Source organism: Hymenobacter armeniacus (assembly GCF_014699055.1).
GTDB classification, from domain to species: domain Bacteria; phylum Bacteroidota; class Bacteroidia; order Cytophagales; family Hymenobacteraceae; genus Hymenobacter; species Hymenobacter armeniacus.
Genome location: NZ_JACXAC010000001.1, coordinates 147,359 through 168,007, shown reverse-complemented (window position 1 = coordinate 168,007; position 20,649 = coordinate 147,359). Strand labels below are relative to the sequence as shown.

Genomic DNA, 20,649 nt, shown 5'->3' with positions numbered 1-20,649 from the left:
AGTAGCCTGCCCCGCCCATGGCGGCGTAAGACAGCGGCTAAAGGTGAAGGCCGAGCTCATAGAAACAATGCAAAATGGAATAAATAGTAGCGGGAACGTTGCCGGCAACGTTCCCAGAATGTCGCGCGCATGCGCCCCTACCCTACACAGCCCCATGCAGCAGCTACGGAAACCTACCGGCGGCTCAGTTCAATCATAAAAAAAGGCCCTCGCATCGCTGCAAGGGCCTTCCATCGAATTCTGGCCTAACGCTTACTGCCGCGTGCGCACCTGCGCAAATTCCAGCGGCACCACGGTGCTGCCCACCGGGGCCTTCAGCACGAAGCCGTCGGCGGCGTCGTAGCGCGGGAAGTAGAGGTAGCCGCGCACCTGCTGGCCGGGCTCCAGGGTCACTTTGCGCAGGGCGTAGTCCTGCAGCAGGGCGGCGCGCTGCTGCAGCACCTCGGCGGCCACGGCGTGCTCGATTTTGGTGGCGCTGGAAATCACGTTGTAGGCCACGGCCGCGTCGTGAATGGCCACCCGGTTCTGGTATTGGGCCGCGGTTTCGCGCTTGCCAATGCTGGCCACGTCGGTGGCCAGGCTGGCAGCGGCCAGGCCTAGGCCCAGCCAGTCGAAGCGAGAGGCCTTCTCGGCTTCCTTATCGGCTTTGGCCTTCAGGGCGCTGATTTCGGGTTCGGGGTCGAAGGCGGCCACGGCCTGGGGCGGCAGCGGCGGCAAGGGCAGCGACATGCTGGCGGCGGCCACGGCGGCCGTTACTTCGGCGCCGGGCAGGGGCTTGGGGCGCTTGGCTTTGGGCTCGGCCGCGGGGGCCGGCAGGCGGTTGGCTTCGTACTGAAACGCGGCCGGGTCGACCACCAGCGAGCGGCGCGTGGGGTTGCGGTACTCGGCCTCGAACACCACCCGGTTGGCCTCGTAGCACACAAAGCTCAGCCGGACTTCCACGCTGTCGGCCACGGCCTGGGCCTGCTCGCGGCCCTCGGCAAACAGGCCGGTCGATTTGACGGGTTTCAAGCCCAGCTGGTAGGTGGGAGCGCAGGCCGTGGCCAGCCCCACCAAGGCCAGCCAGCGCAACGGTCGCAAGTAGAGAGACAGCATAAAACGGAACGTTTTAGAGGTTTGCTTCTGGGCGGAAGATGCGCCGCACCGCGCGGGGGTTGCACCGGACTTTAAAAATTTATTCGCCCGCCGAATGCAACTCCAACGGCAACCGAAATTCTCCCCCTTGATTGGTCTCAAGGGGCCAGACGCGGCAAGTGGCAGCCAGCGGCACCGGGCCGAACACGTGGGCAAAATGCTGCTGCCGGCTCGCCACCCATTCGCGCTCGACGCGCACGTCGGCCGCGGCCAGAGCCGCTTCGTCCCATTCCAGCAAGAGCAAATCGGTGCGGCCCGCGTAGTAGCGGCGGGCCGTTTCCAGAATCTGATGTTGCTCGGAGGAGTGAATGAAGCCCTCGGCGGCGAGGTCGGGGCTGGCAAAGAAGCCGGTCTGCTGGGCGTGCTCCCAGTCGGCGGGCTCGGCAATGCGGTAGAGCATATTGGTCTATTTGGAATTGTGAAAACAGAACGTCATGCGGAGCGCAGCCGAAGCACCTCTACCGCACGCATGAATTAGTTGCGTGGTAGAGAGGCTTCGGCTGCGCTCCGTATGACGTTCTGTTTTTCGTCAAGAAACCGGCAGCCTTATGCTTTCCAGAGCTCCTGCTGCACGTTTTTGCCTACGGTCAACATGATACGCACGGGGTTGGGCACCAGCGTGATGCGAGCTTCTTTGCCGGGGTATTTCTCGGAATCCACCCACACGCCTTCTTTGGGCGAGGGCGTCGAATTGGGGTTGCTGGGCAGGTAGGCGGTGGGGAGCAGCACGTCGGTGTCCGACTTCAGGTCGGAGTGCACCTTGTCGAGCGCCGTTTCGAGGAAGTCGCCGTACTCGTCGTTAAAGTCGTCTTCGAGGTCGTGCAGGGCTTCTTCCACGTCGTCGTAGCGGGCGTCGTCGTAGGTGAGGGTGTGCAGCTCGGCTTTCTTCTCAATCAGGGCCACGAGGGCGCGGTTCAGTTCTTCGGTATTCATTGGGTGGCGCTAAGGCAGATGATTGGACACAAAAATGGGAATGAATTGCCAAACCTGCGCGGCGCCGCGGCCGACGCAGCCCGCCAATCCGCCAAATGGAGCGCATAACCAATCAAACCCGTATTTTTACTGCGTTCATCCCCCACCCATTTCCCTTTCAACCGCGCCCATGCAAACCATGACCTCGCCCGAAGTGCTGGCCCAGCCCGCCCAGGACTTCCTCCCGCTCAAAGGCACCGACTTCGTTGAATTCTACGTGGGCAACGCCAAGCAGTCGGCCTACTACTACCAGGCCGCGTTCGGCTTCGAGCTGGTGGCCTACGCCGGCCCCGAAACCGGCCTGCGCGACCGCGCCAGCTACGTGCTCCAGCAGGGCAAAATCCGGCTGGTGCTCACCACCTCCCTCCTGCCCGACTCCGACATCACGCGCCACGTGGCCCAGCACGGCGACGGCGTGAAGGTGATGGCCCTGTGGGTGGACGACGCCCGCAAGTCGTGGGAAGAAACCACCAAGCGCGGCGCCAAATCGGCCTTCGAGCCCTACACCATTGAGGACGAGCACGGCAGCGTGACGCTCTCGGGCATCTACACCTACGGCGAGAGCGTGCACACCTTCGTGGAGCGCACCAACTACACGGGCCCGTTCATGCCCGGCTTTGTGGCCAAGAGCAGCGGCGTGCCCCAGGGCGCCCCGGTGGGCCTGCTGCACGTGGACCACTGCGTGGGCAACGTGGGCTGGGGCGAAATGAACCAGTGGGTGAAGTTTTACGAGGACGTGATGGGCTTCAAGCTCCTGCTCACGTTCGACGACGAAGACATTTCGACCGAATATTCGGCCCTCATGTCGAAGGTGGTATCCAACGGCAACGGCTACGTGAAATTCCCCATCAACGAGCCCGCCGAAGGCAAGAAGAAGTCGCAGATTGAGGAGTACCTCGACTACTACCACTCGCCCGGCGTGCAGCACATCGCCATTGCCACCAAGGACATCCGCGCCACCGTGACCGAGCTGCGCCGCCGCGGCGTGGAATTCCTCACGGTGCCCGGCGCCTACTACGAAGACCTGCTGGAGCGCATCGGCGCTATCGACGAAGACCTGGAATCGTTGAAAGCCCTGAACCTGCTGGTGGACCGCGACGAGGAAGGCTACTTGCTCCAGATTTTCACCAAGCCCGTGGAAGACCGGCCCACGGTGTTCTACGAAATCATTCAGCGCAAAGGCGCCAAGAGCTTCGGCAAAGGCAACTTCAAGGCGCTGTTTGAGAGCATCGAGCGCGAGCAGGCGCTGCGGGGCAACTTGTAGGCTCTCGCAGCCCGTTCGGTGTGACTTATGAACGTCATGCTGAGCGCAGTCGAAGCATCTCTATTGCGCAAGTAATTCATTACTATTGCGGTAGAGATGCTTCGACTGCGCTCAGCATGACGTTCTTTTTTGGGGCTACTTAACGGTGCTTTTGGTATGGTAAAAACCGCTACTCATTCGCTGCTCCTGCTGCTGGCGCTGGCCTGCTTCACGGCCCGGGCCCAAAGCGGCTGCACCGACCCGCGCGCCACCAACTACAACCCGGCCGCCACCGTCAACGACGGCTCGTGCTTGTATCCGACCACCAGCACCCCGCTCATCACCAAAACGCCGCTGGGCAGCGCCGTGCCCGAAAGCTCGGGGCTGCAATACACCGACCGCAACCTGTGGACCCACAACGACAGCAACAACACGCCCGGCTTCTACAAGATTGATTCGACCTCGGGCGCTGCGGTGCAGCACGTCGTCATCACCAACACCATCAACATTGATTGGGAAGACCTGGCCACCGATGCGCAGTACCTCTACGTGGGCGACTTCGGCAACAACAACGGCGACCGGCGCGATTTGCGGGTGCTGCGCGTGGCCAAAGCCGACATCGGCACCGGGCCTTCGGTGGCCGTGACGGCGCAAGCCATCAACTTCAGCTACCCCGACCAAACCACTTTCACCCCGGCCATTAACAATCACAACTTCGACTGCGAGGCGTTTTTCTACGCCAACGATTCCCTGCACCTGTTCACGAAGAACTGGGCCGACCTGCGCACCAAGTACTACACCATCCCGGCGCAGCCCGGCACCTACGTGGCGCATTTCAAGGGCAGCTTCAACGTGAACGGGCTGATTACGGCCGCCGACCTCAACCCCGCGGGTACCGGCGCGGCACTGCTGGGCTACAACGCCAGCACCGGCGCCACGTTCCTGTGGCTGCTGTCGGACTTCCGGGGCGGGCAGTATTTGAAGGGCAACAAACGCCGGATTGAGCTGCCCAATGCCCTGTTCATCGGACAGGCCGAGGGGCTGACATTTGTGGACCAATACCGCGTGTTTATCTCCAATGAGCAGGTAAATTCCTTTGTCACGGTTCCGGCGCGGCTCTATGCCCTGAACACGCGCCCCTGGCTGGCCCCGGCCGTGCCCACGGCCGCGGCCACCGCGCAAGCCAGCTTGTTTGCGGTAGCGCCAAACCCCGCCAGCCACACCCTGCGCATCGAGCGGGCCGGTGGTTTCGCCGACGACCTCGCCCTGGAGCTGCGCGACCTGCAGGGCCGCGCCGTGGCCCACGGGCGCTTACCGGCCGGCAGCTCCACGCAGGAGCTGGCGGTGGCGGGCCTGGCAGCGGGCTTGTACGTGTTGCAGGTGAATTCCGCGGCCGGCAGCTTCTCGCGCAAAATCGAGCTTCGCTAGCTCCGCGCGGCCTGGATGTCAGGCGCCGGAAAAATGAGCCCGGCACCGGCATGCCGTTTCCGGCAAAACACTTTCCTTTACGGCCCGTTTCCGGCTTACCAATCCCTATTCTTTCTCCCCATGCCCCTCACCCCCGAAGTTCAGCACACCATCGACACCTGGCTCACGCCCGATTACGACGCCGACACCCAGGCCGCCATCCGCCAGATGCAGGCCAGCGGCCAGGACGAGCAGCTCACCGACGCCTTCTACCGCACCCTGGAGTTTGGTACGGGCGGCCTGCGCGGCATCATGGGCCCGGGCTCGAACCGCATGAACCGCTACACGCTGGGCATGGCCACGCAGGGCCTGTGCAACTACTTGCTGCAGAGCTTCCCCGGCCAGCAAATCAAGGTGGCCATCGCCCACGACAGCCGCAACAACAGCCGCACCTTCGCCGAAATTGCGGCCGGCATTTTCTCGGCCAATGGCATCGTGGTGTACCTGTTTGAAGCCCTGCGGCCCACGCCGGAACTGTCGTTTGCCATTCGGGAGCTGCAGTGCCAGAGCGGCTGCGTCATCACGGCCTCGCACAACCCCAAGGAATACAACGGCTACAAAGTGTACTGGAACGACGGCTCGCAGGTAGTGGCGCCGCACGACCAGAACATCATCGCCGAAGTCAACAAAATCACCAGCCCCAGCGAGGTAAAATTCGAGGCTGACCCGTCGAAAATCGTCAGCATCGGCGCTGATTTGGACGCCCGGTATTTTGCCGCCGCCAAGCAGCTCAGCATCGACCCCGCGGCCATTCAGCGGCAGCACGATTTGAACATCGTGTACACGCCCATCCACGGCTCGGGCATCACGCTGGTGCCGGGCCTGCTGCGCGAGTTTGGCTTCACCAACGTGAACGTGGTGGAAGCCCAGGCCACGCCGGATGGCAACTTCCCCACCGTGCAGTCGCCGAACCCGGAGGAGAAAAGCGCCATGCAACTCGCGCTCGACCAAGCCAAAGCCACCAACGCCGACATCGTGCTGGCCACCGACCCCGACGCCGACCGCGTGGGCGTGGGCGTGAAAAACGACAAGGGCGAGTGGGTGCTGCTCAACGGCAACCAGACGGCCGCCGTGCTCACCAACTACCTGCTATCGGCCCGCCACCGCGCCGGGCAGGCCACGCCGAAGGACTACATCGTCTACACCATCGTGACGAGCGAAGTGCTGGGCGACATTGCCCGCCACTACAATGTGAAGAGCTACCGCACGCTCACCGGCTTCAAGTACATTGCCGGCCTCATCCGCGACCTCGAAGGACGCGAAACGTACATCGGCGGCGGCGAGGAAAGCTACGGCTTCCTCATCGGCGATTTTGTGCGCGACAAAGACGCCATCTCGGCCTGCGCGCTGGTGGCCGAAATGGCCGCCGTGGCCAAAGACAAGGGCCGAACGCTCTACCAGGAAATGGTGGAAATGTACGCCCAGTACGGCCTCTACGTGGAAGACCTGATTTCCCTCACCAAAAAAGGTCAGCGTGGCGCCGAGGAAATCCAGGAGATGATGGCCAGTCTGCGCGCCAATCCGCCGCAGCAAATCGCCGGCCTGAAAGTGGTGGAAATCCGCGACTACAAAACCGGCCGCATCCACGACCTGCGCACCGGCCTGGCCACCGACACCGGCGTGGAAAGCTCTAACGTGCTCCAGTTCCTGACCGAAGACGGCAGCAAAATCTCGGCCCGCCCCAGCGGCACCGAACCCAAAATCAAGTTCTATTTCAGCGTGAAGCAGCCCCTGAAATCAGCCGTCGATTTTGACCTGGCGCAACGGCTGGCGCACGAAAAGATTCAGGCGATAATTGCGGATATGAAACTGCAATAGCGCGAGGTTTCGCAAGGTTAAAAGAGGTTTCGCGAGGTTGATGTTAATTCAGACCTTACGGGACCTCTTTTTTCTGTTTAATTCAAATTGGTTTTCGCCTTTTCACCATTACGTTTTGGCAACGCTTATTATGCACGAAAATGAAATTGCTGGGCACGTCATGCGGTCAGCCTTTAAAGTGCATACTGCTTTGGGGCCCGGCTTATATGAGTCAGTCTACGAGGCGGCGTTGACGCATGAGTTGCGAAAGCTTGGATTACTCGTCGAAACTCAGGTTGCACTACCCGTCGTGTACGATGGCATCCGATTGGAAGTAGGCTTTCGGCTGGATATACTGGTGGAACAAAAAGTCATCATCGAATTGAAATCCGTGATGGAATTGGCCCCGATGCACAGCAAACAATTACTTAATTACCTGCACCTTTCGCAGCTGAAGCTGGGTCTACTAATTAATTTTAACGTATCCTCCCTGCGCGACCACATCATTCGCCTCGTCAATGGCCTTTGAAGCCAAGTGCACGTCAAACCTTGCGAAACCTCTTTTAACCTCGCGAAACCTTGCGCTACAGGCGAACCCCAATGCCTGGCCCCAGCATGAAAAACCACTGTGAGGTGCCCAGCAAATAGCCGCCGCCCAGGTAGAGCGGAAACGTAAACTTGGCCTCGCGCCGCGTGGGGTACACCGAGCCGAGGATGACGACGCCCAAGTCGCGGTTGGCGGTGCTGCTGCCGAGGTTGAAGGCGTTGAGTGCCACGAAGCCGGCACCGATTTTGTAGGGGCGCAAGCGGTTGATTTTGTTGGGGCTGTAGAAGCTGAACTGCGCCAGCGTGGCCAGCGAGATGCCGCCCAGGTCGCCGAACTTATCTTCTTTCTCCTTGCGGGTGAGCAGGCCGGCCGGGAAGCTCACGTCGATGTCGAATTTGTAGCGGCGCTTGAGCACCAGCTCCACGGTTTGGGTGTAGCCGGGTTCGCCGTATTGGCTGGCCTGGTGCTTCACCGTGACCAGGATGCGGCTCCACTCGTCGAGGTCGTAGGTTTTGCGGCTCAGGATGGAGTTCAGGCTCAGCGGGTCGGTGCGGCACTGCTTGTCGGCGTAGAAGGCGGCGCGGGGCGAATTGTCGCCGGGGCAAATCACCACGTTGTCGATGTTGCGCAGCTCCACCAAATCACCTTTGGCATTTACGGTGCGGATTTCGAAGCTCAGAAACTGCTTGCCAAACAGCTGCTCGCCCTGGTCGATGCCCGCCGGATTGAACTGAAACACCACGTCGCGAATGGTGCCGTCGTAGAGCACCGGGCCGTTGAGCTTCGTGATTTGCCGGGCCGCGTCGCCGTAAGTGACGGACACAAAATCCAAGGGGTGCGGCCGCTGAAACTCGCGCACGCTGAGCGCATAGCCGGTGGGCTGGCCCAGGTTGTAAATAGTGCTCTTGCGCTTGTCGAAATTCACCGGCACCCGCACCCGGTACACCAGCCGCGCGTCGGTCCGCACCGACGAATCGGAAGGAATGACCGGCAGGTCTTCGAACGACACGCGCGCCTTTTGCAGGCCCTCGCCTTCGAGGCGCACGTCCACGGTTTCGCCGGGGCTCACGCTCAGGCCGGGCGTCCATTCGCCGCCGCGGTGCAGCACCTGCACGTTCCGAATCACGGTTTGGGGCGTGATGTCGAGGTTGGTGAGGTAGCGCGGGGCGTCGTTTTCCTTGATGTAGAGGTAGCCGGCAGTTTGGCGGTGGGTGTTGTAGGGGCGGAAATAGCACAGCACCCGGTCGTTGCTCAGGTACTGACGGGTGTAGATTTCGGCAATGAGCGCCCCGCCTGGCTCCTCTTGGTCTTCAATGCGATAAGTGCGGTGCAGCTCGAAGCTGCGGCCGTTGTCGAGTATCAACTCCACGCCGCGCCGGCGGCTCACGTCGTCCATGGTCACGCTGCGCTGGTCGGGCGAGAGGAAGCGCAGGCGGCTGGCTTTCACGTTGAATTCCTGCTTCAGCACCGGCAGCTGGTAGCTGAGCTTGTTGCCGGGCAGCAGCGTGGGCCGCTCGGTTTGCAGCTTGAGCTGCAGGGTGCGGTTGCCGAGCTGGTTGGGCAGCACGTGCAGGCGCAGCATGCCGTTGCTTTCGGCCACCAGGCGGTAGTCGAACTCAGGGCCGCGCACCCATTCGCCCGTCACGTGCACGTTGCGCGGGTTGGAGCTGGTGAGCTCAAACACCTTTTCCTCCCCTACAAACAGTTCATTGTCCGTCACGCGCAGGGCCAACGAGGTGCGCGCCAGCGGCAGCAGCGGCACCACCTGCCGCAGCGGCGCCCGCCCGGCCGAGTCGGCGGCCTGCTCCACCACCAGCCGCAGAAACTGGCTGCTGGTCAGGTTCTGAAATTTGAGCCGGGTGCGGAAGGCGCCGTCGGCTTCTTTGGTCAGCGAATCGAGCTGCTGGTAGTCGGGCGTGCGGCGCAGGCGCAGCGGCTTGGCGTTGGCGGTATTGGCCGGGTACAGGCGCAGCTCCAGCGTCTCATCGTCGCGCCGAAACCAGAAGTAGAGCGTTGGCGTGCCTTGCACCAGCACCGTATTGCGGCTGAGTGAGTAGGCGGCCGTGTCGGTGCGCAGGCTGGCTTCGCGCAGCACAGGCGCGCCGGTCGGGGCCGTTTGGGCCGTGGCAATGCGTGGCATCAGTCCCAGTAAAATACCAAAAAAGGCAAGAATTACGCGGCCGAATAACGAAGCAGACATGTAGGCACGCGGGCAGAAATGGCGCCCACGCCGCAAAGGTCGGGCCCGCCCGGCGCGGCTACAATGCTTCAAGGCCAAATAATTGCGGAAGCGAGTACAAAAACGGGCGGTAGCAGGTCAAGACGTCGGTCGTTCGACGCCAAGACGCGAATACGCGTCTCTACCCGCCTGCCCCCTACTCCCTATCAGAAAACGAAGTTGAACGCCGCCTGCCCCAGCACGCCGCGCAGGTCCCGGCTGTGGTCGTGCAGCGGCACAAAGTAGCTGGCTTTGGTGTCGAGCAGCACGTGCTTGCTTTTAAAAATTTCGACGCCTACGCCCAGGTTCAGGTTGGGGATGAATTCGGTGCCCCGGTCATTGTTGCGGTTCAGGATGAAGCCGCCCAGCTGGTAGCAGGTGTAGAGATTGAAGTAGCGCCGCCGGCCGCGCCCGAAATTGCGCGGGTAAAAATCCTGCCCGAAGTTGATGACAAACAGCTCGTTCACGAAATCTTCTTCGCCGGTGTTGCCACTCACCGGGCGGTACATGCCCACGTTCAAATAGCTTTTGCCGCGCGTGACGAGGTACTTGAGGGCCACCCCCGAATAGGCAGGGGCGGTGAGCCCGGCTTTGGGGCTGTCGAGGTGCAGGTAGGCGTATTCCACGCCCGGCATGTTCACGAAGCTGATGCGGCGGTTGCCGGTGGGGAAGCTGATTTCGTCGTAGAGGCGCAGCGTGACGTAGGCCTGGCGGGCGTGGCCGGCGATGTAAGCCTGCTGCTCGCGCACACTCAGCAGGCGTTCGGTGGCGCGGTCCAGGTCGCGGCGCAGGCTGGTGCGCTCTTCGGGGGTGCCCGTGCCTTTGGCCAATTGCTGCTGCATGCCCTCTATCTGGTCGGTGGTGCGCTTTTCTTCGGCCCGAAGCTCGCCGGTGCGGCCGCTGAGGTCGTGGGCATTCACGTTGTTTTCAACCACAAAGCCCAGCGACGCGGCCAGCGAATCGAGCGGCAGCAGGTACGGCGCGGGCAGGGCAAATTCGGCAATGAGCTGCTCCGGGGTTTCTTCCTGCTTTTGCACCCGCACCGCGCGCTGCCGAATGAAGCCCGCCAGCGCCGTACGCGCCTCGGTAAACTTCGTCACGGCCACGGTCAGGTGTTTTTGGGTGTCATAGGTCTCGTCCGCGAGCTGCTCGGGCGCTTTGCCGCGCCCTTGGGCGCTGGACAAGCCGGGGCTAAGCAGGGCGCAGGCAAAGAGAGTAACGCAATAGCGCTGGACTGCTCCGAGGGTAACGGTATTCATGGGGTTTTCCGCTGGGATTAACTTCTGTCATTAGCGACAGACAGCGGAAAGGTAGAAGTCCAACAAACCGGCAGGCAACGTTAAATTCCATTTTTCAGGACTTTAGCAAACGCCGCTTTGTTAGTAGTAACACATTAATTATCAGTAATTAATTTCATTAAAACTGATAAAATAAAGGACTTTATCTGTTGAAGCAAAGAGTCCGTCTGCGGCGTGATTAATGGCAGTTTTGCCTCGATGTCATCGCTGCCTGCGGCCTTATTTCTCTCGCCGGCCGGTGCCGAGCAGCAGCAAAACCAGCAGCATGAAACCCGTGGCGCCCAAGCTCCACCAGGTTATTTCGGGCACGCCGCGGTGGTACGGCATGTCGGGCGAATAGCGGCCCACAAGCGAGAGGCCCGAAAACAGCAGCCCGCCCACGCTCAGCAGCGCCAGAATGGTGCGGCTCACGAGCTGGTCGGCCTTGCGCAGCAGGGTTTGGTAACCCACCAGCTCGAACTTCAGCCGCAGCTCACCCTTGCTGATTTTGCGCACAATCTGGCGCACGTCGGACGGCAACGTTTGCAGCAGCGCCAGCAGCTGCGTGCCCGTGTATTCGGCCTCGCTGAGCAGGTTTTGCCGCGAGTACTGCTCCCGAATAATCTTGGCCCCGTAGGGCCGCACAAACTCAAAGGTGTTGAAGCGGGGATGCAGCACCTTGCCGATGCCCTCGAGAATCACCAGCGCCCGCAGAATGAGAAACACCGCGCCCGGCACCTGCAATTTGTAGTTATAAATGACCGTTTGGAGCGCGTCGGCCAAGTCGCTCATGCTCATTTCCTTCACGTCGAGCGTGGCGAAGTCCTCAATGAGCTGGCTCAAATCGGACTCGAACGCTCGCATGTCCGGAATTTCGGCCGTGAGGGCGAGGCGCCGGAAGTTGAGGGCCATGCTGCGCGCGTCCTGCCGCGCCATGCCGATGAACACGCCCGCAAAGGCGTATTTCTGCTGCTTGGTGAGGCGGCCCACCATGCCAAAGTCGATGAGCACCACCGTGCCGTCGGGCCGCACCAGCACGTTGCCGGGGTGCGGGTCGGCGTGGAACACCCCGAACTCGAAAATCTGCGTCAGGTAGATGTCCATGCCGTTTTCAGCCACGGCTTCGGGGCTCAGGCCCCACTCCTGCAGCTGCGCCTTGTCGGTGATTTTGCAGCCGCTCACGAACTCAATCACCAGGATGCGGGCCGTGCTCAGCTCCCGAAACGGTTTCGGGATGTAGAACGTGGTGTAGTCGGCGTAGAGCTTCCGAAACTGCTCCATCGAGCGGGCTTCGGCGGTGTAGTCCAGCTCCTTGCTCATGCTGCGCTCGAAGGCGTCCACGATGTCCTGCGGGTTGGCCAGGCCCTGCTTTTGCAGGAAGCCGCTGGTCAGGCGCACCAGTTCGTGCAGCAAGGCCAGGTCGGAGCGCACTTTTTCGCGCACGCCGGGGCGTTGCACCTTCACCACCACTTCCTCGCCCGTGAGCAGCCGCGCCCGGTGCACCTGCCCGATGCTGGCCGAGCCCAGCGTGGTGTCGTCGAACTCGCTGAATACCTCCGTAATCGGCCGGCCCAGCTCTTCCTCGATAATCTGGCGGGCCAGCGCCGTCTCGAAGGGCGGCACGTTGCTTTGCAGCTTCTCAAACTCGTCAATCAGCGCCTCGGGCAGCAGGTCGGCGCGGTTGCTCATGGCCTGGGCCAGCTTGATGAACGTGGGCCCCAGCTCCTCAATGATGAGGCGCACCCGCTCCCAGCGCGTGGTTTCGAACACCTGCCGGTCGGCGCGCTGCCAGTTGAGGCGGCGGGCCTGGCTCACGAGGCGGCGCAGCGGCGTGGTGGTCACCACGTCCTCGAAGCCGTAGCGCAGCAGCACCTCGGCCACTTGCCGAATCCGGGACAGGTTAGAAATCGTGTTTTTGAACATCGACAGCGAATGTAGCGCTTTGGGCCGGCCGCTCCTCGGGCCAGCGCCGGATTAGCAACGAAAAACCCCGTTCACGAAACGCAAACGGGGCTTTTGTCAAATTTCAACCGACGAGCTTACGCCTGGCTTTCGCCGTTGGTCGAAGCCGCGGCGGGCTTTTTGGCGGCGGGCTTCTTCGCGGCCGGCTTGGCGGCCGCGCCGGCTTTGGCCGCGGCCGATTTCTGCGCCGAGCCAGCGGCGGCGCTCACCTTGTCGGCCGCCTTTTTGGTGGCGCCAGCGGCTTTGGCGGTGGCGCTGCTGGCCGGCTTGGCGGCCGAAGCCGATTTAGCGGCCGGTTTTTTGGCGGCGGGCTTGGCTTTCAACTTGGAGTCGCCGAGGCCCACGGTGCTTTTCACGCGCTCGGCCAGGCCCTGAAACTGCTTTTCAAGTTCGGCGCGCTTGGTTTCGCCGCTCTTCATCAGGTCGTCGATGATTTTCTTGCCTTCCTCCTGGGTCATCTTGTTGTCCTTCACCAGCTTCTCAATGGTGGATTGCAACGTCTTGCTGCCCTGAGCAATGTAGCCGACGCCGGCATTGACGAACTTTTTAAACAAATCTTCCATGGGGTTGAAGGGGATTGAAGTGAAAGGGTTAAACGCGAAGCAACTGAGGGAAAACGAGTTGACGGCCACAAGTAGTATGCAAGCCGAGTATTTCTGGTGCAAACCTACGAACACTCTGCAATATAGTTGAGTCTTGTACGCCGTATTTCTGCAAAAGTGCTCAAAATCATTTAGCTGAGCGCTATTTTTTCTCATTCAGCCCTGCTCCGGCTGCTGATAATGCGCCGCGGGTTCCTCGCTGCCTAGGCCGCCAGCCGGCGGCGCGGCTGCGGGCGCAAGGTGCGGCTGCGCCCGCCGGTGGCGCTGTTTTCGGCTTCGGGCGCGGCCCATGTTTTCTCCAGAAAGCTGGCTACCTGGTCGAGCGCCTGGCGGGCTTCCGGCACGATGCGCCAGAACAAGTGCCACCAATGCACCAGCCCATCAAAGGGCTGCAGCGTGACGGGCACGCCCGCGGCCCGGGCTTTGTCGGCAAACCGCAGGGCGTCGTCGTACAGCACTTCGGCCGTGGACACCTGGATGAGCAGCGGCGGCAACCCGTGCAAGTCGGCTTGCAGCGGCGAGAGCAGCGGGTGCGTGAGCGGCGTTTTGCGGGCGTAGAGCGGGCCCCAGGTGCGCATTTGCAAGGCTTCGAGCAGCAGGCCTTCCTCGCGGGCTACCCGGCGCAGGGCCGTGATGGGCAGGTTGAGGTCGGTCCAGGGCGAGAGGCCGACGCCGGCGGCGGGCAGGGCCTCGCCGGCGTTGCGCAGCGCCAGCAGCAGCGCCAAAGCCAGCCCTCCCCCGGCCGAGTCGCCGGCCACCGCAATGTCGTGCGGCTGGTGGCCGTGGCGCAGCAGCCAGCGGTAGGCGCGCTTGGCATCGTCGAGCGCCGCCGGAAACGGGTGGTCGGGCGCCTTCCGGTAGTTGATGGTGAGCACGTTGAGCCCGCTGCGCTGGGCCAGGCTCCCCACCAGGCTGCGGTGGGTGTTGAGCGAGCCCAGCACGTAGCCGCCGCCGTGCAAATAGAGCAGCACGCGCGTGGGGTGCGCGCCGCGCGGCCGCAGCCACTCGGCTTCCAGGCGGTTGTCCAGCTTCAGGCTCTCCAGGTGCACGTGCCAAGGCATGAACTGGAAGAGCGAGCCCGCTTCCATGGCCAGGCGCATGGCGCCCACGCTGGGCTTGCGGCGGGCCAGTGGCGCGGCCGCCGCGGTGAGGAGCTGCTTGAGCAGTAAGTGCTGAAACGAGGGCATTGGGTGGGATTTGGGAGAGGAGGATGGGAAGCGTAGAGACGCATATTTGCGTCTAGTCGGCCGCGCAGTTATGGGGCGTGGGACGGTTATCGTTCAACGATGAGACGCAAGTGTGCGTCTCTACATCGTACAAAACAACTACGGCTTTTGGCCCAGTTTATTGCCCCGGTAGCCTTTGATGGCCAGCGGAATCCAGCCGAGCAAAGGCACGAAGTAGGCCAGCGTAATGGGGTTGCGCCACAGCATACGCAACCAGGCGCCGGGCTGGTCGAGCTTCATCCGAAAATTGCGCTTGCCTTCTTTCACATACAGCCGTTCAAATTCGGTGAACATGGCGGGCCAGGCAAAGGGCAGGAAGAACGGGAAAAACCGGCGGTTTTCCTTCATGCGCTGCCAGAGCTCGCCCCAGCGGTAGGGTTTTTGGCCGTAGGCGGCCACGGCGGCGTTCATCTCGGCCTGCATCTGCTGGCGGATTTGCTCGCTCAGGGCCAGGTAGTCTTCGCGGGTGAGCTCGCCGGTGGTTTTGGCGGTGAGGTCAGAAGGGCGGATGCGGGTGCCCATCACGAAGATGAGCTTGGCCGGAAACGCCAGGTAGAATGCCCAGGGCTGCACCAGCACCAGCAGCAGCAGCAGCGTGAGCGGCAAAAACGGGATGCCGATTTTCTTGGTCAGGTTGTTGACCCAATCCCAGCTGTAGGCGTAGGGATTCAGGTATTCGGCGTTGATGGTGTAGAAGGGCACAATGTCGGTGCCGTGCTGCAGGCTCAGGCGCACCATGCTGGTGGCCAGGCGCTGCAGCTGGTACTTGCGGTTGAACCCTTTGCCGATGCCGGGCACGCCCTCGGGGTACAGCATCAGGTTATGGTCTTGGTAGTACATCATGGTTTCGAAATTCAGCGTCGTGGCGTCCACGCAGCCGCATTTCTTCCAGAAGTCTTTCACCAGATAAGGGTTCATCAGGGCCGTTTGCGAAAGCAGCGGGGCCGAGAGCGGGCGCGGCAAGTCGCTGAGCGAGTCGTGCTTGGGTAGGTGCCGAAACAGGTGCGACAGCGCCACCATGGCGTCCCAGGGGAAAGCCATGCCCGAGTGGTTCGAAGCAAAAATCAGGGGCCGGTCGGGGCGGTTGCGCTGCGGAAAGTTCTCGAACCCCACCAGCTCGGAGCGAAACCACACGCGGTCGAGCAGCTGCAGAATGTTGTCGTCCACCGTCCGGGTGAAGTCTTCCTCAAAGTAGTCGTCGTAGATGTGCTGGTTGGCCGCAATGGCCGGCGGGGGCAGCGAAGACGAGGTAGCGGTGGACATTGGGGGGAATTAAGGCAGCAGTCGGAGGACGGAAGATAGGAGAATTTCTACCGCTGCGCTTGCGTCGGCGTGGTTTCCGGCAGCCGGCGGAGAGCGTTGCGGCTCAGGGGCACGGCTAGCCCCGGCTGCCGAAAATGGCGCTGCCCACGCGCACCAGGGTGCTCCCCTCCTCCACCGCCAGCCGGTAGTCGCCGCTCATGCCCATTGATATTTCGCGGAATGCGGGCTCAGAGGCGAAATACGCAGCTTTCAGGCGCTCGAAGTAGCCGCGCAGCTCCCGAAACTCCTGCCGCAGCCGGGCCTCGTCGGAGGTGAAGGTGGCCACGCCCATCACGCCGGTCAGGCGCACGTGCCGCAGCTGCTTGTAGTCTTCTGATTTGAGTATTTCCTCGGCTTCCGGCAGCGTCAGACCCGATTTGGTCTCTTCCTGCGCGATGTGGAATTGCAGCAGGCCGTTGATGGTGCGGTTGTTGGCGGCCGCGTGCTTGTCGATTTCCCGCAGCAGCTTCAAGCTGTCGATGCTTTGGATGGTGTGCACGAAGGGCGCCAGCAGCTTCACCTTGTTGGTTTGCAGCTGGCCAATGAGGTGCCACTCCACGTCGGCGGGCAGCTGGGGCTGCTTGGCGGCCATTTCCTGGGGCCGGTTTTCGCCAAAGCAGCGGGCGCCGGCGTCGTACGCCTCTTGCAGCTTTTCGACGGGGTGCGTTTTGGTGACGACGCAAAGGCGAGCAGCGGTGCCGGCTAATTCGGTTTCGATGCGGTGAATGTTATCGGCGATGGACATATTTTTCAGTTAACAGTGAGCAGTTAACAGTGAACAATTCAGCAGCAGACGGGGCGACACTGCTCACTGTTAACTGTTAACTGCTCACTAATTTTTAGTCTTCCAGCGGGTTGCTCAGAAACGTGCTTTTCAGGGCCAGCCAGGCCAGCCACAGCGCGATGCTTAGCCACAGGTAGGGCCGGTAGAAGTCTTTGGTGTTGCGAAAGCGGAGCTGCTTGATTTCCGACTTTTCGAGCCGGTTGATTTGGTTGAACACCTCGCGCAGCCCGGCCGTGTCGGTGGCCCGAAAAAACCGCCCTTCGGCGGCCGAGGCCAACTGGCGCATGGTGGTTTCGTCGAGGCGGGTTTGCACGTAGCGCTGCTGGCCATCGGGGCCCTTGCCGTAGGGCACAAAACCGTCTTTGCCCAGCCCGATGGTGTAGATGCGGATGCCGAAAGCGTGCGCCAGCTGCGCGGCCAGCAGCGGGTCGAGGCTGCCGGCGTTGTTTTCGCCGTCGGAAAGCAGGATGCACACCCGCGAGCGCGCCGTGGACTCGCGCAGGCGGTTGGTGGCCACGCCCAGCGCCGTGCCAATGGCGGTACCGTCGTTGGCTATCATGCCCACTTTCAGGCCACTCAGGTCTTCGCGCAGCAGGTCGTAGTCAGTGGTGAGGGGGGCCAGTGAATAGGCATCGCCCGCAAACGCCACCAAGGCCAGGCGGTCGCCCACGCGGGTTTTGAGGAAGTCAGCGGCGATGCGCTTGGCGGCTTCGAGGCGGTTGGGGCGCAGGTCTTCGATTTCCATCGAGCCCGACACGTCGAGGGCCAGCACCAGGTCGATGCCGCGGCCCGACTGCTCCACGCGCTCATCGGTACGCTGCGGCCGGGCCAGCGCCACAATGCCAAAGCACAGGGCAAAGCCCAGCAATACATCGGGCAAAAAGCGCAGCGCCGCCGACCAGTCGCGCGGGCGCGCGCCGGGCGCAAAGGCCACGCCCACCCGCGGCCGGCGCCGCGCCAGCACCCGCCGCAGCCCAAACAGCAGCGGCACGGCCAGCATGAGCAGCAGCAAGCGCGGCTGCTGCCACTGGTAGCTGGCCAGCGTGGCGTAGCGCAAAAGGTTGAATAGGTCGTTCAATTGAAATGGAATACGAACCGCAAAAGAACGTCATGCCGCCAGAACGGCAGGCAGTGCGCCGCAAAGCAGCTGGCTTGCTTCGTTCTGGCGGGGCGCCTCACGTTCGCCTCACCCCCCGGCCCCCTCTCCTCAGGGAGAGGGGGAGCCAGACGCAAGCGCAGGACCGGTGCTCCCTCTCCCTTGGGAGAGGGGGTCAGGGGGTGAGGCGAACGTGAGGCGCCTCCCCCATCTCGCCTAACTTACTTGGGCCACCGAGGCGTACCGGCGCTCGGCAAAGCCTCGCAGGCGCTGAAACGCGCGGTCTACCTCCTTGGCGTCTTCGCTTTGCAGGTTGCCATAAATCACTTTGTCGGTGGCCGTGAGGGCTTTGCGCACGTCGGCGTCGTTTTCGAAATAGGCCACAATTTCGCGGGTGGTGAAGGAGTTCAGGCCGCTGTTTTCGAGGCCGGCGAGGTAGTTTTTCCAGAGCACCACGGCACGCTCCACGTTGGTGGCCGAGCGCGACAAGTCGAACCGCTCGACGTGGCGCGCAAACTGCGCCAGGAAGTAGCCGTGGTTTTTGCGCAGCTTGTAGGCCTGGTAGCGCCGCGTGAGGGGCCGCCGAAACAGCGCCGCGCTGCCCGCCAGCAGCAGAAACACCGCCAAGGCTCCCGCAATCCAGTAGGGATAATTAAACACCGGCTCCACGGGCACCAGCGCCAGGTTTTGGCGCAAGGCCGGCAGCTGCTGGCCCGCGGCCACGGGCGCGGTGCGGCGCAGGCGCACGCGGCTGGGCGGGGGCAGCACGCTCAGCGTATCGTCGCCTTGGAGCACGGCCACCGGCAGGGCCAGGGTTTGCACCGAATCGAGGCGGAAGGTGCGCAGGTGGTATACGGTGCGGTCGAGGCTACGGCCGCGGCGCGTGCGCGTGGGGAAATAGGTTTTGCCCACGTACTCAAACGGCGCGAAGCGGGCCAGCGAGTCCGGAAACACCACTTCCAAGTCGGGGGCGTGCTCGTAGCGCAGCTCGTAGTCCAGGGGCTCGCCCACCAGCACGGTGGCCTTCAGAAAACGGCCTTCGGGTGCAGGCAAGGGCGCGGTTTGGGCCATTACAGCGGTGCTGAATGCCAAGAATGCCATCATGCCAAGCGCCGCGAAGCACGACGGCCTGCCCCTTCTCGAGAACCGAAAATCTTTACCCACGGCGACCGGACTGTTGGCGGTGGCGAAACAAGTTCACGAGCTGCGGCACGAAGTCGCCTTCGGTGCTCAGGGCCAGAAAACCGGTGCGAGTGCGGCGGCACAGGTTCACCAGCTCGGCTTCCTGGCGGTCGGCCACCGACTCGATGCTGGCCCGAAAATCCGACGACGAGGTGTTGACCCAGCGCACCTGGCCGGTTTCGGCGTCGCGCAGCGGAATGATGCCCAGGGCCGGAAAACGGCGTTCGCGCGGGGCGCGCAGCTGCACCACTATCAGGTCGTGGCGCTGGGCCAGCATGGTGAGCTCGCGCTCGTAGCTGCCGTCGATGAAGTCCGAAATCAGCACCACCAGGCTGCGGCGCTTCAGCAGGCCCAGCGCTTGGCGGATGCCCGCGCCCACGCCCGTGCCCCGCGAGGCCGGCACCAGCGAAAACAGCCGGTTGATGAGCGCATACACGGCCCGCGAGCCTTTGGCCGGCGGCAAATACAGCTCCTTCTGGTCGGAAAAAGCGAATAGGCCCAGGGCCGAGCCCTGCCGCGCCGCCGACAGCGCCAGCAGCCCCGCGATGTCGCGGGCCACGTCGAGCTTGCGGCGCTGGCCGTCGCCCACGTCCAAGGAGGCGCTCACGTCGAGCAGCACCAGCACCTGCTGCTCCTTTTCCTCCTTGTAGGTTTTGACGAAGGTGCCGTGGCCCTTGCTCGACACGGCCCAGTCGATGGCGCGCACTTCGTCGCCGTACTGGTACAGGCGCACGTCGTCGAATTCCAGGCCCGTGCCCTTGAACACGGAGTGGAAATCGCCCTGCAGCTGGGCCTCCACCGCCTTGCGGATGCGGATTTCGAGGTGGCGCAGGCGGCGCACCAGGTCGGTGAGAGGGGTGGTCATAGAGGGGCCGGAAGGAGGCATAAAAGGTCATGCGGCGCGCAGTCGAAGCATCTCAGCCGCGCAATGCCTCACCCACTGCTGCGCTAGAGCTGCTTCGACTGCGCGGAAGCCAGATGCGCAGGACGTCCGCTGAGTCTGTCAACCTTCCGCGAAGCTACGGCGCGGGCGTAACTTTGCGCCCGTGAAAACCTTCTGCCGTCGCTGCCTGGGCCTGCTGCTGGCCCCGCTCCTACTGGCCAGCCCCGGCTGCCAGCGCCCCGAAGAGCCGACCAAGCCCGCCGACCTGTTGCCCAAAGACCAAATGATACGCTTGCTGGCCGACCTGCACGTGCTCGAAGCGCGCGTCGAAAACAGCCGGCTGCCGCAGGACTCAGCCCGCGCCCTGTACCAGGCCCAGCACAAGGCCCTGCTCTGGAACCGCGAGGTAACCGATTCGGCGTTTCAGCGCAGCTACCGCTACTACGGCATCCACGGCAAGGACCTGTCCGAAATCTACGGCGCCGTCATCGACACGCTGAACAAGCGAACCGAAAAGCTGGAACCCGCCAAAGTGGGCCCCGTGGCCCCCACCACCCAGGCCCTGCCCGAAAACGCGGCCTCGCTGGCTAAATAAGGCGGCTGCCGTTCGGCACGGGGCCGGCCACGGCGGCCAGCACAATGTGCCCGTCGGCATCGGCAAAGCCCGTCACCAGCACTTCGGAGCGAAATTTTCCAATCTGCTTGGGCGGAAAATTGACCACGGCCTGCACTTGCCGGCCCACCAGGGTGTCGGGCGTGTAGTGGTGCGTGATTTGGGCGCTGGACTTTTTCAGGCCGATTTCCGGGCCGAAGTCAATGAGCAGCTGGTAGGCCGGCCGGCGCGCCTCCGGAAAAGGGCGGGCTTCGAGGATGGTGCCCACGCGCAGGTCCACGCGCTCAAATTCGGCCCAGGTTAAATCGGATGCAGACATCTTAAGAACGGTTATGCAAAGCGCC

19 protein-coding genes are annotated in these 20,649 nt (G+C 62.7%); 5 read left to right on the top strand and 14 right to left on the bottom strand.

Annotation, left to right across the window (positions count from 1 at the left end; all coding sequences use genetic code 11):
• Positions 1 to 252 precede the first annotated feature (252 nt).
• The 3 genes from IC234_RS00815 to IC234_RS00805 all read right to left on the bottom strand — a co-directional run bounded on the left by IC234_RS00815 (position 253) and on the right by IC234_RS00805 (position 2,067).
• Entirely contained in the window at positions 253 to 1,095 is an 843-nt protein-coding gene (locus IC234_RS00815; protein ID WP_190921936.1) for a hypothetical protein, read from the bottom strand.
• A 79-nt stretch (positions 1,096 to 1,174) separates the two neighbouring features.
• Positions 1,175 to 1,534, bottom strand: a complete 360-nt coding sequence (locus tag IC234_RS00810; protein WP_190921935.1) for a DUF952 domain-containing protein — start codon at positions 1,532 to 1,534, stop codon at positions 1,175 to 1,177.
• Between the two features lie 146 nt (positions 1,535 to 1,680).
• Positions 1,681 to 2,067: a hypothetical protein gene (locus tag IC234_RS00805; protein ID WP_190921934.1), complete on the bottom strand. Its 387-nt coding sequence runs from the start codon at positions 2,065 to 2,067 to the stop codon at positions 1,681 to 1,683.
• Between the two features lie 169 nt (positions 2,068 to 2,236).
• On the opposite strand from IC234_RS00805, the gene hppD reads away from it, so the two are divergent.
• The 4 genes from hppD to IC234_RS00785 all read left to right on the top strand — a co-directional run bounded on the left by hppD (position 2,237) and on the right by IC234_RS00785 (position 7,142).
• The gene (hppD, locus tag IC234_RS00800; RefSeq protein ID WP_190921933.1) at positions 2,237 to 3,370 is read left to right on the top strand and encodes a 4-hydroxyphenylpyruvate dioxygenase; all 1,134 of its coding nucleotides are present in this window, start codon (positions 2,237 to 2,239) and stop codon (positions 3,368 to 3,370) included.
• A 156-nt stretch (positions 3,371 to 3,526) separates the two neighbouring features.
• Positions 3,527 to 4,777 (top strand): T9SS type A sorting domain-containing protein, encoded by a 1,251-nt coding sequence (locus tag IC234_RS00795; RefSeq protein ID WP_190921932.1) that lies wholly within the window; start codon positions 3,527 to 3,529, stop codon positions 4,775 to 4,777.
• A 120-nt stretch (positions 4,778 to 4,897) separates the two neighbouring features.
• A complete protein-coding gene (locus IC234_RS00790; protein ID WP_190921931.1) occupies positions 4,898 to 6,634 on the top strand; it encodes a phospho-sugar mutase in 1,737 nt (578 codons plus the stop codon).
• A 115-nt stretch (positions 6,635 to 6,749) separates the two neighbouring features.
• Positions 6,750 to 7,142 (top strand): GxxExxY protein, encoded by a 393-nt coding sequence (locus IC234_RS00785; RefSeq protein WP_317173303.1) that lies wholly within the window; start codon positions 6,750 to 6,752, stop codon positions 7,140 to 7,142.
• A gap of 55 nt (positions 7,143 to 7,197) precedes the next feature.
• On the opposite strand, the gene IC234_RS00780 is transcribed toward IC234_RS00785, so the two are convergent.
• The 10 genes from IC234_RS00780 to IC234_RS00735 all read right to left on the bottom strand — a co-directional run bounded on the left by IC234_RS00780 (position 7,198) and on the right by IC234_RS00735 (position 19,674).
• The gene (locus IC234_RS00780) at positions 7,198 to 9,300 is read right to left on the bottom strand and encodes a hypothetical protein (protein WP_190921930.1); all 2,103 of its coding nucleotides are present in this window, start codon (positions 9,298 to 9,300) and stop codon (positions 7,198 to 7,200) included.
• Between the two features lie 245 nt (positions 9,301 to 9,545).
• Positions 9,546 to 10,637 carry a hypothetical protein gene (locus IC234_RS00775; RefSeq protein ID WP_190921929.1) on the bottom strand — a complete coding sequence of 364 codons (1,092 nt, stop codon included), beginning with the start codon at positions 10,635 to 10,637 and terminating at the stop codon, positions 9,546 to 9,548.
• 258 nt (positions 10,638 to 10,895) lie between these two features.
• Positions 10,896 to 12,578 (bottom strand): ABC1 kinase family protein, encoded by a 1,683-nt coding sequence (locus IC234_RS00770; protein ID WP_190921928.1) that lies wholly within the window; start codon positions 12,576 to 12,578, stop codon positions 10,896 to 10,898.
• Between the two features lie 116 nt (positions 12,579 to 12,694).
• Positions 12,695 to 13,180, bottom strand: a complete 486-nt coding sequence (locus IC234_RS00765; protein WP_190921927.1) for a phasin family protein — start codon at positions 13,178 to 13,180, stop codon at positions 12,695 to 12,697.
• Positions 13,181 to 13,422: 242 nt separating this feature from the next.
• Positions 13,423 to 14,406, bottom strand: coding sequence for an alpha/beta hydrolase (locus tag IC234_RS00760; RefSeq protein WP_190921926.1), 984 nt, complete (start codon positions 14,404 to 14,406; stop codon positions 13,423 to 13,425).
• Between the two features lie 138 nt (positions 14,407 to 14,544).
• Positions 14,545 to 15,708 (bottom strand): lysophospholipid acyltransferase family protein, encoded by a 1,164-nt coding sequence (locus IC234_RS00755; RefSeq protein ID WP_190921925.1) that lies wholly within the window; start codon positions 15,706 to 15,708, stop codon positions 14,545 to 14,547.
• A gap of 115 nt (positions 15,709 to 15,823) precedes the next feature.
• Entirely contained in the window at positions 15,824 to 16,492 is a 669-nt protein-coding gene (locus IC234_RS00750) for a YggS family pyridoxal phosphate-dependent enzyme (protein ID WP_190921924.1), read from the bottom strand.
• 94 nt (positions 16,493 to 16,586) lie between these two features.
• Positions 16,587 to 17,609: a vWA domain-containing protein gene (locus IC234_RS00745; RefSeq protein WP_223827415.1), complete on the bottom strand. Its 1,023-nt coding sequence runs from the start codon at positions 17,607 to 17,609 to the stop codon at positions 16,587 to 16,589.
• A 234-nt stretch (positions 17,610 to 17,843) separates the two neighbouring features.
• Positions 17,844 to 18,731 (bottom strand): hypothetical protein, encoded by an 888-nt coding sequence (locus IC234_RS00740; RefSeq protein WP_190921923.1) that lies wholly within the window; start codon positions 18,729 to 18,731, stop codon positions 17,844 to 17,846.
• A gap of 52 nt (positions 18,732 to 18,783) precedes the next feature.
• The gene (locus IC234_RS00735; RefSeq protein WP_190921922.1) at positions 18,784 to 19,674 is read right to left on the bottom strand and encodes a DUF58 domain-containing protein; all 891 of its coding nucleotides are present in this window, start codon (positions 19,672 to 19,674) and stop codon (positions 18,784 to 18,786) included.
• A gap of 181 nt (positions 19,675 to 19,855) precedes the next feature.
• Here IC234_RS00735 and IC234_RS00730 point away from each other — a divergent pair, with 181 nt between their 5' ends.
• Complete coding sequence (locus tag IC234_RS00730) at positions 19,856 to 20,287, top strand: DUF4296 domain-containing protein (protein WP_190921921.1); 432 nt, start codon at positions 19,856 to 19,858, stop codon at positions 20,285 to 20,287.
• On the opposite strand, the gene IC234_RS00725 is transcribed toward IC234_RS00730, so the two are convergent.
• Complete coding sequence (locus tag IC234_RS00725; RefSeq protein WP_190921920.1) at positions 20,280 to 20,624, bottom strand: tRNA-binding protein; 345 nt, start codon at positions 20,622 to 20,624, stop codon at positions 20,280 to 20,282. The two genes, IC234_RS00730 and IC234_RS00725, sit on opposite strands and share 8 nt — an antisense overlap.
• Between the last annotated feature and the right edge of the window lie 25 nt (positions 20,625 to 20,649).

Bases quoted from the DNA above. Each gene is read 5' to 3' on its own strand.
- IC234_RS00795 (WP_190921932.1), top strand. From the start codon at position 3,527: ATGGTAAAAACCGCTACTCATTCGCTGCTCCTGCTGCTGGCGCTGGCC.
- IC234_RS00805 (WP_190921934.1), bottom strand. From the start codon at position 2,067: ATGAATACCGAAGAACTGAACCGCGCCCTCGTGGCCCTGATTGAGAAG.
- IC234_RS00810 (WP_190921935.1), bottom strand. From the start codon at position 1,534: ATGCTCTACCGCATTGCCGAGCCCGCCGACTGGGAGCACGCCCAGCAG.
- IC234_RS00815 (WP_190921936.1), bottom strand. From the start codon at position 1,095: ATGCTGTCTCTCTACTTGCGACCGTTGCGCTGGCTGGCCTTGGTGGGG.
- IC234_RS00750 (WP_190921924.1), bottom strand. From the start codon at position 16,492: ATGTCCATCGCCGATAACATTCACCGCATCGAAACCGAATTAGCCGGC.
- IC234_RS00780 (WP_190921930.1), bottom strand. From the start codon at position 9,300: ATGCCACGCATTGCCACGGCCCAAACGGCCCCGACCGGCGCGCCTGTG.
- IC234_RS00790 (WP_190921931.1), top strand. From the start codon at position 4,898: ATGCCCCTCACCCCCGAAGTTCAGCACACCATCGACACCTGGCTCACG.
- IC234_RS00735 (WP_190921922.1), bottom strand. From the start codon at position 19,674: ATGACCACCCCTCTCACCGACCTGGTGCGCCGCCTGCGCCACCTCGAA.
- hppD (WP_190921933.1), top strand. From the start codon at position 2,237: ATGCAAACCATGACCTCGCCCGAAGTGCTGGCCCAGCCCGCCCAGGAC.
- IC234_RS00755 (WP_190921925.1), bottom strand. From the start codon at position 15,708: ATGTCCACCGCTACCTCGTCTTCGCTGCCCCCGCCGGCCATTGCGGCC.
- IC234_RS00725 (WP_190921920.1), bottom strand. From the start codon at position 20,624: ATGTCTGCATCCGATTTAACCTGGGCCGAATTTGAGCGCGTGGACCTG.
- IC234_RS00740 (WP_190921923.1), bottom strand. From the start codon at position 18,731: ATGATGGCATTCTTGGCATTCAGCACCGCTGTAATGGCCCAAACCGCG.
- IC234_RS00760 (WP_190921926.1), bottom strand. From the start codon at position 14,406: ATGCCCTCGTTTCAGCACTTACTGCTCAAGCAGCTCCTCACCGCGGCG.
- IC234_RS00765 (WP_190921927.1), bottom strand. From the start codon at position 13,180: ATGGAAGATTTGTTTAAAAAGTTCGTCAATGCCGGCGTCGGCTACATT.
- IC234_RS00770 (WP_190921928.1), bottom strand. From the start codon at position 12,578: ATGTTCAAAAACACGATTTCTAACCTGTCCCGGATTCGGCAAGTGGCC.
- IC234_RS00775 (WP_190921929.1), bottom strand. From the start codon at position 10,637: ATGAATACCGTTACCCTCGGAGCAGTCCAGCGCTATTGCGTTACTCTC.